Genomic DNA, 16,919 nt, shown 5'->3' with positions numbered 1-16,919 from the left:
TTTAAGCGGATAAATAAAAAAAGTACTACTATTTTTATCGTTATCGATGAAAAACGAACCGTTATCCATGCTGCTGATCGAAGACGATCCCGGCTTTCGTGACCTCGTCGTCCAGATGCTGTCCGAGCCAAACAACTCCGTCTTCGATATAGCTCAGGCCCAGACCCTGGGAGAAGGATGCGAGTATCTCGATCGGGAAAAGGTCGATGTCGTTCTCCTGGACCTGATTCTCCCCGATAACGAGGGCATCGATACGTTTACCCGTCTCAAGGAAAAATATCCGGAACTCCCCATAGTCATTCTCACCTCTATAGAAGACGAGAAAACCGCCGTGGAAGCGGTCAAGGACGGCGCCCAGGATTACCTGTTTAAAATGGAGGTGAAAGGGGATATTTTAATTCGATCCCTGCGTTACGCGGTGGAGAGAAAGCGGGTTCAGGAGGAACTCGAGCAGGCCCGGGATCAACTGGAGCTCCGGGTCAAGGAACGCACGAAGGAACTGGAAGACGTCAACAACAGACTACAAAACGAGGTGGAGGAGCGCATACGGGCCCTGGAGTCACTGGCCGAGAGCGAAGAGCGGTTTCGCGGCATCGCGGAAAGAAGCTTCGACATGATCTTCGAGATCGGCAGCGAGCGTCAATTCCTCTATACATCCCCCGCCGTGAAGCGCATCTTCGACTATACGCCGGATGAGATCATCAACATCCCACTCGAGACCTTCATCTCCGAAGAGGACAAGAGTCGTGTTTCCCAGGCAATTGATACGCTTCTCGGAGGGTCCTACATCGAAGGAGTCCAGTGCGGAATCAAAAAAAAGGACGGCGCCCCGGGATTCATAGAGATAAACGCATCTCCCATACTCCGGGAAGGAAAGGTCCTCGGCGGGCAGGGGATCGCAAGAGATATAACCGAGCGAAAGAAGATGGAAGAGGAGCTGTGGAGACTCTCCATTACCGACAGCCTCACCAATTTGTACAACCAGCGTTATTTCTATACAAAAATCAACGAGGAGGCCAGCCGGGCGAAAAGAATGTCGTATCCACTGTGTTTGATGGTCTTCGATCTGGACAATTTCAAAAAATTCAATGACAAAAACGGCCACCTTGCCGGCGACGAGATATTGAAACATGTGGGAGAAATCACCGCCAACTCAATCCGAAAGGATGTAGACACCGCGTTCAGATACGGAGGGGATGAATTCGCCATTATCCTTCCATCGGCGAAAAAGACCGACGCCGCCGCAGTGGCAAAACGTATACGGGGCTCCATCCGTTCGCTCCCGAACGACATAGATATCAGCCTGGGTATCGCCTCCTTTGAAGATCACGCAAATATAACCTCCATGATAAACGCGGCGGATCGGGCGATGTATTCGCAAAAAGAGGCGAAAAAATAAAACCAACAGGTATCGGTACGTTTACTCATCATTGAAAACATCTCTCATGCGTGCCGCCTTTAACATCCTCAGAGGTTGTCTGTGAAGAAAAACCGACGTTTTGGCCGCTTACGATATATTCCGAGAGAAAGCCCATGACCACAAACACCATCTCAACTCTAATAGTCGAGGATGACCCCGGCTACGCCCGGTTAATCAAGGATATGCTCCATGATACCGCCGGGACGAAATTTTCTGTACTGCACGCCGACCATTTGATGAAGGGCATCGATCTGCTTGCCAAGCACGATATCGACCTGATTATCCTGGATTTGACCCTCCCCGACAGCGAGGGGATCGATACATTCCTTCGCATCAAGGGAGTTACGCCGGAACTCCCCGTTATCGTTCTGAGTTCGGTAGAAGACGAGAATATTGCGGTTCGCGCCGTTACCGAGGGAGCTCAGGACTACCTGTTCAAGGTGGAGATGCGCCCGGCCATTCTGGTTCGCGCCATCCGGTACGCCATGGAGCGAAAAAAAGTCCGCAATGAATTGAAAAACGCCTATGATGAGATGGAAGAGCGGGTAAAGGAGCGGACGCATGAACTGACAAAGCTCAACGAACAGCTCAAGACCGAGATCAATGAGCGGAAGCGGTATGAGGCGGCCCTGAAGGAAAACGAGCAACTGTTCAAGGCCACCATCGAATCCATCGGAGACGGCATCTTCGTCGTCGGTGAAAACGGCGAAGTGACCCACTCCAACGAGCGGTTCATCAGCCTGTGGCAGATTCCCAAGGACCTGTCTCTGAAAAAAAACGACGAACTGCTCCTGGAGCATTTTCTGGGGATGCTGGAGGAACCGAAGGTATTTCTTTCCACCATCAAGGAGCTGTATCACACCAACGATGAATCCCAGGACCTGCTCAAGCTTAAAGACGGCCGCACCCTGGAAAGATATACCCACCCGTTGACCAGAAACGGAAAATTCTCCGGCCGTGTCTGGCGGTTCAGGGACATCACGGATCGGTTCGAGGCGGAGCGGCGTATCTTGGAAAACGAGGAGCGGTTTCGCGGTATCGCAGAACGAAGTTTTGATGTGATATATGAATTCGACGATGCGGGGATCTTCACCTATATTTCCCCGGCCGTTTTTCGCATCACCGGTTTCACTCCAAACGAGCTTATCGGCAAGCCACTCCACTCTCTTTTTACCCCGTCGACAAAGGGCCAGATTTCGGCGATGCTGGAAAGAATCGAGTCGGGAAATGATGTGGAGGGAATGGAGATTGAGGCCGTTAAAAAGGACGGAAGAGAGGTCTCGCTGGAGATCAACTCATCACCGATATTCCGAAGCGGCGTTTTCACCGGAGGACAGGGAATCGCCCGGGATATCAGCGACAGGAAGGCGATCGATGAACAGATGCGGATACTCTCGATAACCGACATCGTCACGGGGCTTTTTAACCAAGTGCATTTCGCGGAGAAAATGCAGGACGAGGTCAAGCGGGCCCTTCGTTCATCGACTCCGTTGTCCCTTGTCATCTATCATATCGACAACCTGGCCGAATACAACGAAACCAACGGTAATCTCAAGGGGGACCGAATGCTGGCGGAGCTCGGAAAGCTCATCAAGAAGTCCATTCGCGAGGATATGGACACCGCCTTTCGATACGGCTCCGACGATTTCGCCCTCATCCTTCCCCATACACAGATCGAAGACGCCGAATCCATTGCCGGTCGAATCGTGAGTCGGATAGACAAGAATCTGAAAGAAGTATCGCTCAGCGTCGGGGTCGCCCCCCTTGAAGGAAGAAAAACCGCCGACGAAATGATCCAGACCGCCCTCAAGGACCTGAACGCCCGAAAGAGGGCCGCCGCCAGTTAGACGAAAACATCACCAGACGGCCCCTATACTTCGGTCCGGTGATGCGTCATTCTTTGTATCAAATAAAAAAGAGGCCCGCCCGGGGCCTCTTTTTCTCTTCCGCCGACCGTCTCGGTGTCCGACTACTCATCGCCGCCGCCGTTCCCGGATTTCTCCGTCCCCTTTTCGTTATCCTTTCCCTTGTTGAGTTCCCTGAGCCGCTCATGGTTTTCCATGAGTCGGTCCACAACCATTCGATTGACACTTCCCTCGGGGAATGTGCCGTCATCACCCTCCTCCCCCGCCGGAACACCGGTAAGGATTTCGATGCCCTCGTCGATGGTCGAGACGCTGTAAATGGTGAACGCGCCTTCACTCACCGCGTCCACGACCTCTTGGGTGAGCATCAGGTCCTCCACATTTGTTTGAGGAATCATCACACCCTGGGTCCCGGTCAACCCCCGGTCTTTGCACACGGCGAAGAATCCCTCGATCTTCTGGTTGACGCCGCCGATGGGCTGCACCTCTCCCTTCTGGTTGACCGATCCGGTCACGGCGATATCCTGACGAAGGGGAAGGCCCGTGACGCCGGATATAATAGCGTAGAGCTCCGTGGAGGATGCGCTGTCGCCGTCGACGCCGTAGTAGGATTGCTCGAAACAGAGCGACGCCGAGAGGGTCAGGGGAATGCGACGGGCGTATTTCCCCCGTAGGTACCCGGAGAGAATCAGCACCCCTTTATTGTATATGCTGCCCGAGAGCTTCGCCTCCCGCTCAATGTCGACAATCCCCGCCCGTCCCAGAGACGTAACCGCGGTGATCTTGCTGGGAGCCCCGAACATATGGGTCCCCAGGCTGTATACCGCCAGGCCGTTGACCTGGCCCACCCGGGAGCCCTCGGTTTCGATCATGAGCACTCCTTCGCTGATGCGCTCACGGATCTTGTCGTGGGTCATGTTGACGCGATTGTCCCGCTCGGTCAGGGCCTTCCTGACGTGAACCGCATCCACGGCATCGTTCCCGTCCAATCCTGCCCAGTAGGCGCTTTCCCGCACGATATCCGCCACCTCGGAAAGCCTCGTCGTCATCTTCTTCTGGGAGCGGGCCTCACGGACCCCGAACTCCACCACTTCGGATACGGCCGCCGGCAAAAAGGGAGCCAGCGATTCATCGTCCGATATTTTCTTTACGAAGGACGCATACTGGTGGATATGATCACCGTTTTTTTCCATCACCGAGTCGAAATCCGATTTCACCTTGAATATCATCGGGAAATCGTCATCCTGGGCCAACAGGAGGTGATAAATATAGGGATCGCCCACCATGATGACCTTGATGTTCGCATCGATCGGCCCAGGCTTGAGGCTGGTGGAGGCGAACAGAAACATCGGCTCGACGCACTGAAACTCGATCTTCTTGTGAATTAAAACCCGTTTGAGGCATCGCCAGCTCCCCGCTTCCGTCAGGAGGTCAAACGTGTTTACAATCAGGTATCCTCCATTGGCGCGATGGACGCTTCCCGCCTTCAGTTTGGTGAAGTCGGTATAGACACCTCCCATGCGATCGACATTGCGATCGAAGGTGCCGAAGAGCTTCGTATAACTGGGGGTGGTTTCAGGGATGACCGGCCTCCCTTTCGTCCGGGAGTTGTCCACTAACAGATTCACCTCGTACCGCCACAGAGGATCCCGCTCCGCCCCCAAGCCCATGAGGGGAAAGGGAAGCTGTTGCGATTGGGGCGTCTCCTGTTCCTTGAAAATGTCGATGTTCTCCAGGATATCTGTCCGTGCACTGTCAAGGTATTCCGACACGCCCAGCGAGGTGAAGGTTTCCTTCATGGCATCCACATGACTGGTGACGATCGGTGCGATTTCCTCCGCCTCCAGTTCCTTGACGCGATCAACCAACTCCCTTTCGATTTTAATCGATTCCCGCTGGATGTTTTCCAGCTCACTGTTCAGCTCGAAGGATTTACTCTTGAGCTCCTCAAAGCGCTCCGCCGGGAACTCCCCCGACTCCACCATTTCTTCAAGGTTCTCAAGGGATGTGGGCTGGCTCTGGAAGTTGGGCACCAATACCGGACGGGTGATCGGCCCCTGCCCCACCTGAAGCTGCACCAGGGAGAATCCCTCTTCCTGGGAGCGCAGTTTAATACGATTGATGAGCTCTTTCTGCCGGTTGCGGAACTCCTCCATGACGTTCTTGAGCTTGTTCTTGTAATCCTGACCGGACAGGCGCTGTACGATCGCCGCCTTGATATCGACGATCAAATCCCCCATGGCCTTTTTGAACTTTTTCCCGTTGCCGGCGGGAAGAAGGAGGGAAATCGGATTGTCCGGATTCGAGAAATTATTGACGTAGCAGATATCGTCCGGAGCGGGCCCCGGTTCGAGGAATTTCTCCAGGGCGGTTTTGATGGTCGTGGTTCGCCCGGTCCCGGTCATGCCGGATACGAAGATATTGTATCCCGGACTATCGATTTCCAGGCCGGTTTTGAGGGCCAGGAGTGCCCGCTCCTGTCCGATAATCTCTTTGAGCGGCTCAATGTCGGCCGTGGTCTTGAAGGGGAACATCTTCGGATCGCACTTCCACCGCAACTTTTCTACCGGTACCTTTCTCTCTTCTATATCCGTCATTACGGGCACTCCCTCGCGTGAATGCTGTCGCTCAAATAGTAAAAAGTCTAATAAAGATCATATATTGCATGATAGTGTATGGGAATTGCCTTGTCAAGAGCGATAATGTGATTGACACGGCGGTTGTTGGCGGTTAGGATGTCCACCATGATCTTACACACCCTTCATTCGGACACTAGGACCTCCTGGTTGATCGTCGTGCTCTATACAGGATTGATTTTCGCCACACTGGCGGATGTCGTGCTGATTATGGACGTCATAGAACGGATCGTGGGAGACGCCCTCAACACAATACTGGCAATCCTCCCCCTCTTCCTTTTGGCGCTTTTTCTTGTGTATCTTATCGTCGTCAAGCGGGAACGGCAACCCTGGCGATACCTCCTGATGATTTTCATCATCCTGTCGGTGGCGCTCATACAGCGTTTCATTTACTATCCCGACGAGAAGGTACACCTCGTCGAATACGGCATGTTGGGCTGGATGATATACCAGGCGGTACGGACGAGCGGGGGCGGCGTTGCGGCCGGATATGTCTGGACGATGGTGCTGGTCCTGATAATCGGAACGGCGGATGAGCTCGTCCAGGCATACCTCCCAATGCGGGTGTTCGACATCAGAGACATCGTCATCAACATTCACTCAGGTATTCTCGGCGCCGTCGCGTGCTCCGGGCTCTCCTATCAACTCGGAGACGAATCCCCCGCCGACACGGATGCCCAGGCAAACGATATCACACAGGATAAGAATCCATAAGAATACGTCTGTCATTGACGGTCGTTCCCGGACTGTCTCACCGGAGAAAAGCGGCCCGTCGCCTTCCCCTGCCATACAGCCCATCATTCTCATGTTTCCCGACATGCTTTCCCAATATCCTCGACCCGTGAAAATTCCTCAATCGTATCGGATTCATACATTCTGAAAAACCCCTCTCACACACATACTCTTTTATTATTCCCATATTGCATTATTGGTCGTGATGTGATACCTTCTCTCAAAAAATGTACAGTACAAAATAGATGCACCGGCGTTCTAACTCCGTTAATCTCGATATTCAGCCCGTTCAGTTGTTCCGAAAGTTCAAGAGATTTTGAATGAGCAAGCGGACCCCACATACACCCGTGCCCTCCAAAAAGACCGGGAAGATATCCCCGGAATCCCCCGTCATGTCCCTCAATACAAATCTCTCAACCGAGCACGCCGTCACCCAAGCGGTGCAACATGCCCTTGCGGGAATCATCATAGCCGATATGGACCGGCGGATTCATTACGTCAATCCCAGAGTTGTACAGATGTGGAGATATGCAACCCGGGATGAGATTGTCGGCAGGAACATCCGGGAGTTACTCGATGATTCCTCGACGCCCACCATGGAAGACTCGATTCGAATCCTTGGGGAAAACGGCCGGTGGGAGGGTGAACTCGTTGCCCGTCGGATCGACGGCTCCACATTCACCGTACTGCTTTCCCAATCGCCCATCCGGGACGAAGAGAATCTTCCTGTCGGTATCGTTGTCTCGTTCATCGAATTGACCGGATACAACACGGCTGTCAAGAAACCGTATCATTCGGAAGACCACTATCGCACCGTTCTTGACCACGTGGGCGATCAAATCCACGTGGTTGATCGGGAGCTGAAGATCATCCTGATTAACCGGGAGCTCGAAACCTGGGTGAAGCGAATGGGATTTGATTCCGAAGAGATCGTGGGAAAAAGTATCTTCGAGGTGTTCCCGTTCCTCTCAGACACGGCCCGGCGGGAATACCGGGAGGTATTCGAAACCGGACGGACCATGATCACCGAGGGCAAATACACCATCGTCGACGACCGTTTTATTACCGAAATAAGGAAAATTCCGATCTTCGATGACGATCGAGTGATCCAGGTGATGACGATTATTCGCGATATCACCCCCCGCAGACGTTTCGAGGAAGAGCTGGTCTTCTCCGAGGAGAAGTATCGGCTGATCGCGGACAACTCTCCGATGGGTATCATCATCCACGTGGACGGCGTTGTCCGTTATTGCGGCGGCAAGGTGGCCGGATTGCTCGGCTTCGACGGCCCCGAGGATATCGTGGGCACACACGTCAAGGAATACATCCATCCGGATGACAGAGACTTCACCATCGAACGGGCGAAGCTCCGGGCCCGGGGTGATGATGTGGTGGCGGGATACGAGTGCCGCCTGGTGAAACGGGACGGGACCGCCTTCCCCTCTTTGCTGTACGGCAACCGTATCAATTATTTCGGCGAAGACGCCGTCCAGGCGGCCTTCATCGACATCAGTGAACGAAAAAGGGCGGAAGAGGAAAAGGAACGGTTGCTCTCTCAACTTTCCATCTCGGAGGCGCAGTACCGCACGCTCGTTGAATCGTCGAATGACGCCGTCATTGTCATTCAAAATGCATCATTGGTATTCTTCAATAAAAAGCTGCAAGAGCTTCTCGGATACGACAGAAGCGATATCATCAACAAGCCGTTTACGGCTTTCCTCCACCCGGATGATGCGCAACTGGTGACCGACAACTACAATCTCCGCATGAGCGGCGAACCCGCGCCCTCGACCTATGAGTTGCGCGGTTTTACAAAAAAGGGCGATACTATCCACGCGGAGATAAACGTCGTGTATACCGAGTGGAAGGGAAAACCCGCATCTCTCGTCTTTCTCAGGGACATCACCGACCGAAAAAGAATGGAAGAAACCCTGAGGGAGAGCGAACGCCTGCACCGTCAGCTTGTGGAGAACGCCAACGACATCATCTTCATCAGTGATCACAAAGGCCGCTTCGAGCTCATCAATCCCATCGCTAAACGCATCTCCGGATACACCGATCAAGACCTCATCGGCAAGCCTTTTCTGAATCTGATCCCCGACAGTCACAAAAGAAGGGTCAAACGATTCTATCAGCTCCAGTTTATCAAAAAAATCCATGATACATACCTGGAGTTCCCGGTCATCACAAAGAACGACGCCACCATCTGGATCGGGCAGAATGTTCAGAGCATTACGAAGAACGATCAGATCATCGGATACCAGGCCATCGCTCGAGATATCACCGCCCGCATCCTGGCGGAGGAGGCCCTTAGGGAATCCGAGGAGAAGTACCGACGGATATTCGAGACCAGCAGCGACGCCATCTATCTGTCCACCATCGACGGCTCCTTCATCGACGTCAATCCGGCGGGGGAAAAAATGCTCGGGTATACCCGGGAGGAGCTGCCGAATATCAACATTATCGAAACATACTACAATCCGGATGATTTCTCTCTCTTCATCGAAAAGATGAAGGAAGAGGGATTTGCGGCGAACTACCCGGTGGGGTTGAAAAAACGGGATGGAACGCCGCTGGAATGTCTGATTACCGCGAACCTCATTACGGATAAAACCGGCCTCGTCATCGGATTCCAGGGCATTATTCGAGACATTACGGAAAAGAAATTTCTGGAATCCCAACTTTTTCACGCTCAGAAGATGGAGGCGATCGGCGCGCTCGCCGGTGGGATGGCCCACAACTTCAACAACATCCTGGTGGGTATCATGGGATACTCCGAGTATCTGCTGGCGAAAAAACAATCGGAAGACCCGGACTACAAGGCGCTGAAGACCATCAACGACGCGACCATCAAGGCATCGGATTTGACCAGGCGGCTGCTGGGCATCGCCCGGGGTGGAGATCATAAACCCATCAGCCTGAATATCAACGACGTCATCAAGCGGGTCCTCCCGCTGGCCACCGGCACCTTTCATAAATCCATCGCCATCGAAACGATCCTGCCCCCAAAACTGCCGACCATCGAGGGGGATCCGGGGCAGCTTGAACAGTGTCTGCTCAATATCTTCATCAACGCCCGGGATGCCATGCCGAACGGCGGCGTGCTGAGCATTACAACATACAACACCGTACTCGATGAGGATTTCGTGAAATCCCACCTGGAATCCCGTGTGGGGGATTACGTGGTCGTGCACATCTCGGACACCGGTATCGGCATGCCGTCGGAAGTCCGGGAACACGTTTTCGAGCCGTTCTTTACCACAAAGGGCCATTCCGACGGATTCGGTCTGGGGCTTTCCTCGGTGTACGGCATTATAAAAAACCATCGCGGATTTGTCACCGTACACAGCGAGGAGGGGAAGGGAACGACCTTCCGGCTCTATTTTCCCTCCAAGACGGGCTCCGTCCCGAAGAAAACCACGGACGACATCCGAAACAGGCTCTCGGGAGACGAGACGATCCTGATCATCGATGACGAGGAGATTGTCAGGGACACCTGGTGCGAGGTGCTGGAGGAGCTGGGATACTCCGTGTTGTGTGCGGAAAGCGGGGAGAAGGGGCTGAATATCTTTTCCACCCGACGGGAAACGATCGATGTGGTGATCCTTGATTACATCCTTCCCAAGATGGGAGGGAGCGAGGTGTTCCTGAAACTGCGGGAGCTGCAGCCGGACATTCGGATTCTTATGTCCTCGGGATACGGGGGAGACGAGCGGTTCAGCGAGTTTTTGGGCATGGAGCGGGTGGGGTTTGTTAAAAAACCGGCCAGGATTACCGAGCTGACGGAGCAGATACGATTCCTGATGGACTCGTAACCCCCGCCCGCCGCGGACCCCGATGATGTCCGCTCTGTGCTTGGAAAGGGAGGTGTGCGTGGGCCTCGGTGAACACTCGGGAGGCCGGCCTCACGATTTCCGAAGGATATGCCCCGCCATGACTCCTTTTTGATACACGCCCCCGTCGACGACGACCTTTCCGTTGACGATCACATATTCTATGCCCGTCGGATGCCGTTTCGGCTCGTAAAAGGTGGCCGTTGTCTCCAGCCGTTCCCAGTTCATCACCACCACATCGGCGCCGAATCCCTCCCGTATCTCCCCCCTCCCGGTGATACCCATCTGCTGTGCGGGTAAAGACGTGCACTTCCTGACGGCCTCGGGAATCGATATCCGTCCCTGGTTTTTGGCGTAGAAGCTGAGATATCGGGGAAAGCAATCGTAAAAGAGATGGGACGGCCTCCCCATGCCCAGAAGAATCGTATCCGTGGCAATGGACACATGCGGGTGAAAGAGGGCGTAGTACATCGAGCGGGCCACAAAGGGATCGTCGGGAACGGTGGGCGTGTGAAAGACCATCACCCTTCCTTCTTCGTCCACCAACAGGTCACACATCACCTCAAAGGGGTGCTTCTTGACGAGTTTCCCCAGCTCGGGGAACGACATCCCCTCCATGTGTCTGTTCTTTTCGGACCCCACGCTCATGACGCGCACGCCGCCCCAGCCGGTCATCTTGAAGTAGTTCATCGACCACCCGGCGGCGTCCCGGTGGGGCCAGTCCGGCTCCCCGTGCTCGATATCGCGGCGTATCTTCCGGCGGATCGTCGGGTCCACCAGGCGCTCCAGGGCCTTGTCCCGCCCCCCCTCCACCACCCAGGGCGGAAAGAAGGCGAGCAGTTCCGTGAAGCCCTGGGACGATGGGACGATATCCAAACCCACGGACATCCCGTCCGAGATCGCCCGGTCGATCGGGGCGAACTGGCCCTTCAGCCCCAGCTCGATAGGAATCGGTACCCTGAGCTTGTTGTAAATGAACGATCCGAAGGTCACAAACCCCTTGACCACCGGCGTCAACGCCTTCGAATAGGGCTGCCAATAGATATGGGAGATCTGTATGTGAATGTCGTTTTTTCTCCCCACGGTCAGCACCTCGTCTATGGCCTGGGGGAGGGTATGGCAGTAGCTCCTGAGGTGCGAGGTGAATACACCTTCATGTCTTTTTATTACATCCCCGAGGGAAACCAGCTCATCCGTATCACTCTGGGAGCCGGGAAAATACTGGAGGCCGGTGGACATCCCGAAGGCCCCCTCTTCCATGCATCGGTCCAGGAGCCGGCCCATCCCCTTTACCTCGTCCGCACCGGCGAGGCGACGATCGGACCCCATGACCGAAAGCCGCAACACGCCGTGAGGCGCCAGCATCCCCAGGTTGAGGGTGACCCCCCGCTGTTTCATCTTGTCCAGGAAATCACCCGTAGAACTCCAGGTTATTCGCTCCTCCATGGAACGCATGACGAAGGCCTCGTTGTAGGCGACGATATCCCGCCGGTGTTCCTTCGTGACCGGGGCCGCGCCCAGGCCGCAGTTGCCGCCGATGGTGGTGGTGATCCCCTGCATGAGCATCGGGGTCAGTATGTCCTCGTGCTCGTCCATGTGGACGCTCAGGTCCGCGTGAGAATGAATGTCCACGAATCCGGGGCACACAAGCATGCCTTCGGCGCCAATGACCCTGGCAGAGGAGGCGTCCGAAAGATCCCCCACCGCCCGTATGGTTCCCGCGACCACACCCACATCGGCCCTCCTGGGCGGGGCGCCGGTCCCGTCCACCACCGTCCCTCCCCGGATGATACAATCAAACGCCGTACCGCCGCTTTTCTGATGCTCGTTCTTCATCTGTCGCTTCCTTTTCTTGATGCGTGCCGCAAAAGGGAGTCCTTTACCTTTGGCCTTGCGCTGTGCGGCCAATACACTATAATAGGGAATACCGATTCGCATTGTACGGCATTCCTCCAGATTTTGAAAGGAGATTTCGTCGATATACGGACTCATCGACAACGTCTGAGGATACGATATGTTCGCCAAATATATAAAAAAGATACAAACACGCGTTCATGACATACTCACCATGAAGGTCAATTCGTCCTTCGACGGGGAGATCACCGTCCAGCGGCTCATCGAGCGGGAGTGGCGCACGGTAAAGCTCATCGGTCAGACCCTCACCGGGCGCAAGCTGACCGTCCGGGCGGCGGCCCTGACATACACCACGCTCATCTCCCTCATTCCCTTTCTGGCGTTTGTCTTCTCGCTCTTGACCGCCTTCAACGTGGATGAGCATGTCAAGGAGATTATACTTGAGCATATCCCCGGTCTGGGCACCATCGCCGAGACGGTCCTCGGCTATATAGACAACACCAACTTCGCAACTCTCGGTTCCATCGGCCTGGTTATCACCTTCTGGGCGGTGTTCAAGGCCATGGATTCCCTGGAAATCACCATCAACGATATCTGGGGCATCAGGAACCGCCGACCGTTCTTGAACCGCATGTCATATTACACCAGTATCGTCGTCATGGCGCCGCTGATTATGATCCTTTCCTTCGGTATCAACACCGTTCTCGCCAGCAACACCATCGTCCAGAGGCTCCAGGACATCTTCCTCATTTCCTGGGTGATCCGATTTTTTATCCGGCTCTTACCCTATCTCGTGCTGTGGCTCCTGTTCATCTTCATATACAAGGTCATCCCCAATACGAAAGTCCAGTTTTCCTCGGCGCTGTTCGGCGCGGTGGTGGGGGGCACCCTCTTTCAATTGATGCTCTACGGATACACCGAATTCCAGTTCGGGCTGTCCCGCTATAACGTCATCTATTCCAGCTTCGCCTCCATACCCTTTTTCATGGTCTGGCTGTATACAAGCTGGCTGATGCTCATCGTCGGCGCCGTCACCGCCTACATCCACCAGAACTACAGCCACCTGAGGGAAAACGCCATGACCGCCTACGTCAGCTACTCCTACAAGGAGCGGCTGTCCCTGAGAGCCTTCATGGCCATCGCATCGGCCTTCTATGAGGGGAAAAAGCCGCTCTCTATCGAGCGGCTCTCGCAGCTCCTCGATGTACCGGAGCATCTCGTACACGAAATGATATTCATCTTAAGAGACGAGAATCTCATCTCGGTTATCTCGGACGAAGACCCCATAGAGATGCGCTTTCAGCCGTCGAGGGATCTCTCCCGCATCCGATTCACCGAGGTGCTCATCGCCCTCAGGGAACATGGAGACAACCCGTCGGAGCAGATGACCGAGGGCGAGCGAGGCTTTCTCGACATAACCCTGGAGCAGATCCTTCGGGACGTTCAGGCAAAATACAAGGACACCACCTTCGACGACCTGTGCAGGGAGTTCGCGGGCAGGTATCTTCTGGAGATGAAAACCAGGACACAAGAGAAACACGACTTCTTTTCACGGTTCTTCTGATGACATCAAAAAAGAAACATACTCCGAAGGAATACGGGAACGTCTCCGGGACGGACACCGACGACGTCTACCTTCCGGTCTGCTGCGGGGAGTTCGGGCTCCGGCAGGCGGCAAGCTTCCGTGAGCTGTGGGAAGCGACCTGGTCCCAGGACCGCCGGGGGCGGGTTGAAAACGTGAAAGAAAGCTCCTCACCCCGTTCGGGGGATCACGACCGGGACACGGAGGAGGAATCATCCAAAGAGTGACATCCCTTTTTTTGAGATTTCCCGATGGAATACGGAGGACTCCATGAGCGGATCATCCGGGAACACTCCCGCCGCCTGCCACGTCCATCATGTGCACCTTTTTGCATCGAATGTTGACGAATCCATCGCCTTCTACCGGGAGGTGTTCTGTGGAGAGGTGGCGCTGGACATGGAACTTGCCGGGGCGAGAAACGTCTTTATCGCCGTTGGAGCGGGGAGGATACACCTGTACGATCAGCCGCCGAAGGATTCGGGCCGGGGCGGCATCCACCACTTCGGCATACAAACCAATGACATCGAGGCTGTGATACAGAGACTCACGGACCGAGGCGTGACGTTACGGAAGGGCGTCACCGATTTCGGCGTCTGGAAATACGTCATGGTACCGGCGCCGAATGATGTGCTCATTGAGCTGTTCGAGGTGGACAGGAACGCCCTTCCGGAACAGTTGAAGCATTACTTCCTGTAATGTGGGATCACAGATTCCCCCCTTGTTTCCCGTCGTCTCCTATTTTCAACGCGCTCTACCTCCGCCGGACCGTTCCGATGACGATCGGTGTCTTAACTCCCGCACGCCCCCCCCTCTCTCCCTTCAACGATACGTCCCGTTTATGCATCTCGTCTCCTCCATCATTGTTCCCGAAGACAAAGGGAAAAGAGACGATTCCACTCGGAATACCCCTTCCCTCTCGAAACGACCTGTCAATCAACAACCGGAAACGTGTCACTTGAAGGAACAAGTCTCTTCCATATCCTGTAATGGCGACCACACACATTAAAATTTTTAAAATACTCTTGACAAATCTTTTGTCAAAATATATAAAACAGATCAAGTATTTCCGGTGCAGCTTGGACATTTTGTGACGGCAATTTCTTCCCGAGCGATTCACTTCCCCGTTGGTTTCGACCGGAATCGATCAACCTCAATCTGAAAAGCGCAACAATACCGTCTTGTGAGTGACGGCCGTGGTTGTACCTCCCCGTGGGGGGCACAACGGTTATTTTGTGGCGGGACGCATACTGTACTGAATGTGTGCGTTATATAGAGACTATACATGTTTCTTTAGTTTTTACAATGTTATGGGAGGTACTGTGACATGAAGAAACTGGCTCTTATGTTACTTTTTCTCATGATCATCCCGGCCATCGCCCTGGGCGGTGATTATGTGCGATTCGATGATCAGACTATCACCGGTTCGCCGAAGATGATCTTCCGTGCGGATCGGGCCGACCTGACCGCAAACCCCGCGCTTTTGGGAGAGGGGTCCACGTCTGGATTTATCTTCGATACCTATTACCTGGGCAGCACCACAAAGGTCTCGTCTGATTACCTGAACCTGCTTGATGATGGTTTGTTTATCGGTCACACGACCGGGTATTCCGACGGCAGATACATCTCCAACGGGTTCGGAACGGACCTGGGATACGTGATGAAGCTGGGCGACGCCTCGACTCTGGGTTTTATCTTCAACTACGATTTCTCCTACATGGAGGGGAACGAGAATTTCTTCGATTACTGGGATGACGGAAGAGGTGGCTTCGGTCGCTTTTACGGAGCTACTGAGCGGAAAGTGAAAGAGAACGCCTTTTCCCTGGCGATGCTCTACAATCTGGCCATTAGCGATGCGTTTTCTTTCGGCACCGGAGTGGAGTATCGGTACACCCACGAAAAGATCTCAGACGACATGGCTGGAAATAGCGCCAATTCAAGCACGCCTGAAAACGCTACCTACATCGACAAAAACACCGTGTTTGACATTCACCTGATGCGCCCGGTGGTGGGCATTTCCGCACAACCCGCGGACGCCTTCGCCCTTAACGCCTCCACCTCGGTTGGCTTCTACTGGGGAAGGATAGACCGGCGGGCCATCTATTCCGTCGACAGAGTTCCCGTTCCCGGTGGAGGCCCGAACTCCGAAGCCCTGGAATCTCGGGACTATTTCGGATGGGACATCGAAGCGGCTCTTAATCCGACCATTATAGTATCTGACACGCTTTCGTTTCCGATCTCCCTTGAGTTTTACTACGGCAGCTTCGACTACGGCATCGATGGCGTGACCGAGGGATACTTCAGAAACCAAGCCTACCGCGGGGTAGCCCGGGGACCGGGGAGCATCGACTACGACGTGGAAGAAGATCTCTGGCACATCATGGCGGGCCTTGGTGTTGTGTATAAAATGGATTCCTACACCTTCGACGCCACGCTGTCCTATACCTACGCCGACTGGGATTATTCCTACGAACAGGTTAATGTCGTATCAGGAGCCGTCGTATTTTTTAATGGTGTGACATCCTTTTCCCAGGATGATTCTCTCATGGTAAATATGCTTTCCCTCGATCTCGGCATGACGGCGGAGTTCACCGAGAACCTCAGCACCTCCTTCGGCGTCAGGTACGACATGGGCTGGGCGAACAAGGAATACGCCAATGCCTATGATTCTCCGTTCATCTCCGGCGCTGCTCCGGACCCCCAGTTCATTGACGCGGAAGACACGGACCTGTTTCAGAACCTGACCCTGGACCTGGCGGTGCTGTACAAGCCGGTCAACGGACTGACCCTCTCCCTTTCCGGCATGGTCACCATGCCCCTGGACGACGTGGAGTATGATATGGACGGCTCTGCATACGGTAACACGGTAGGGCCTCGTTTAGGGTATGCCCTGATCGATCCGACCACGAGAAACCTCTCCCTGGAAACATGGGATTACGGCTGCATGTTCAACCTCATGTACGAATTCTAAAAACAGCCTGAAACCGATATAAAAATCGG

The 16,919-nt window shown here is 54.3% G+C and carries 10 protein-coding genes; 8 read left to right on the top strand and 2 right to left on the bottom strand.

The annotated features are described in order from the left end of the window. Positions 1-67: 67 nt before the first annotated feature. Together JW885_14660 and JW885_14655 are read left to right on the top strand one after the other, a co-directional pair. Entirely contained in the window at positions 68-1,399 is a 1,332-nt protein-coding gene (locus tag JW885_14660; GenBank protein MBN1883406.1) for a diguanylate cyclase, read from the top strand. Between the two features lie 134 nt (positions 1,400-1,533). Continuing rightward, a complete protein-coding gene (locus JW885_14655; protein ID MBN1883405.1) occupies positions 1,534-3,267 on the top strand; it encodes a PAS domain S-box protein in 1,734 nt (577 codons plus the stop codon). A gap of 122 nt (positions 3,268-3,389) precedes the next feature. Here JW885_14655 and JW885_14650 read toward each other — a convergent pair whose 3' ends face one another. Beyond that, entirely contained in the window at positions 3,390-5,882 is a 2,493-nt protein-coding gene (locus tag JW885_14650) for an AAA family ATPase (GenBank protein MBN1883404.1), read from the bottom strand. 147 nt (positions 5,883-6,029) lie between these two features. On the opposite strand from JW885_14650, the gene JW885_14645 reads away from it, so the two are divergent. Beyond that, the gene (locus JW885_14645) at positions 6,030-6,635 is read left to right on the top strand and encodes a VanZ family protein (protein ID MBN1883403.1); all 606 of its coding nucleotides are present in this window, start codon (positions 6,030-6,032) and stop codon (positions 6,633-6,635) included. A 338-nt stretch (positions 6,636-6,973) separates the two neighbouring features. Further along, on the top strand, positions 6,974-10,468 hold the full coding sequence (locus JW885_14640; protein MBN1883402.1) for a PAS domain S-box protein: 3,495 nt from the start codon (positions 6,974-6,976) through the stop codon (positions 10,466-10,468). Between the two features lie 90 nt (positions 10,469-10,558). On the opposite strand, the gene JW885_14635 is transcribed toward JW885_14640, so the two are convergent. Beyond that, entirely contained in the window at positions 10,559-12,322 is a 1,764-nt protein-coding gene (locus JW885_14635) for an amidohydrolase family protein (protein MBN1883401.1), read from the bottom strand. 232 nt (positions 12,323-12,554) lie between these two features. On the opposite strand from JW885_14635, the gene JW885_14630 reads away from it, so the two are divergent. The 4 genes from JW885_14630 to JW885_14615 all read left to right on the top strand — a co-directional run bounded on the left by JW885_14630 (position 12,555) and on the right by JW885_14615 (position 16,890). After that, positions 12,555-13,904 carry a YihY/virulence factor BrkB family protein gene (locus JW885_14630; protein ID MBN1883400.1) on the top strand — a complete coding sequence of 450 codons (1,350 nt, stop codon included), beginning with the start codon at positions 12,555-12,557 and terminating at the stop codon, positions 13,902-13,904. After that, complete coding sequence (locus JW885_14625; GenBank protein ID MBN1883399.1) at positions 13,904-14,149, top strand: hypothetical protein; 246 nt, start codon at positions 13,904-13,906, stop codon at positions 14,147-14,149. Before JW885_14630 ends, JW885_14625 begins: the two co-directional genes overlap by 1 nt. Positions 14,150-14,192: 43 nt before the next feature. Continuing rightward, positions 14,193-14,618 (top strand): VOC family protein, encoded by a 426-nt coding sequence (locus tag JW885_14620; protein ID MBN1883398.1) that lies wholly within the window; start codon positions 14,193-14,195, stop codon positions 14,616-14,618. 628 nt (positions 14,619-15,246) lie between these two features. Beyond that, on the top strand, positions 15,247-16,890 hold the full coding sequence (locus JW885_14615; protein MBN1883397.1) for a hypothetical protein: 1,644 nt from the start codon (positions 15,247-15,249) through the stop codon (positions 16,888-16,890). Positions 16,891-16,919 lie beyond the last annotated feature (29 nt).

This window comes from Candidatus Zymogenaceae bacterium (assembly GCA_016931225.1).
Lineage (GTDB): Bacteria > Desulfobacterota > Zymogenia > Zymogenales > Zymogenaceae > JAFGFE01.
This window is presented reverse-complemented; position numbering and strand designations above follow the sequence as displayed.

What these genes read in the sequence shown, in the direction of transcription:
- JW885_14630 (MBN1883400.1), top strand. Translation starts at nt 12,555, where the DNA reads ATGAAGGTCAATTCGTCCTTCGACGGGGAGATCACCGTCCAGCGGCTC.
- JW885_14635 (MBN1883401.1), bottom strand. Translation starts at nt 12,322, where the DNA reads ATGAAGAACGAGCATCAGAAAAGCGGCGGTACGGCGTTTGATTGTATC.
- JW885_14615 (MBN1883397.1), top strand. Translation starts at nt 15,247, where the DNA reads ATGAAGAAACTGGCTCTTATGTTACTTTTTCTCATGATCATCCCGGCC.
- JW885_14620 (MBN1883398.1), top strand. Translation starts at nt 14,193, where the DNA reads ATGAGCGGATCATCCGGGAACACTCCCGCCGCCTGCCACGTCCATCAT.
- JW885_14640 (MBN1883402.1), top strand. Translation starts at nt 6,974, where the DNA reads ATGAGCAAGCGGACCCCACATACACCCGTGCCCTCCAAAAAGACCGGG.
- JW885_14660 (MBN1883406.1), top strand. Translation starts at nt 68, where the DNA reads ATGCTGCTGATCGAAGACGATCCCGGCTTTCGTGACCTCGTCGTCCAG.
- JW885_14645 (MBN1883403.1), top strand. Translation starts at nt 6,030, where the DNA reads ATGATCTTACACACCCTTCATTCGGACACTAGGACCTCCTGGTTGATC.
- JW885_14655 (MBN1883405.1), top strand. Translation starts at nt 1,534, where the DNA reads ATGACCACAAACACCATCTCAACTCTAATAGTCGAGGATGACCCCGGC.
- JW885_14650 (MBN1883404.1), bottom strand. Translation starts at nt 5,882, where the DNA reads ATGACGGATATAGAAGAGAGAAAGGTACCGGTAGAAAAGTTGCGGTGG.
- JW885_14625 (MBN1883399.1), top strand. Translation starts at nt 13,904, where the DNA reads ATGACATCAAAAAAGAAACATACTCCGAAGGAATACGGGAACGTCTCC.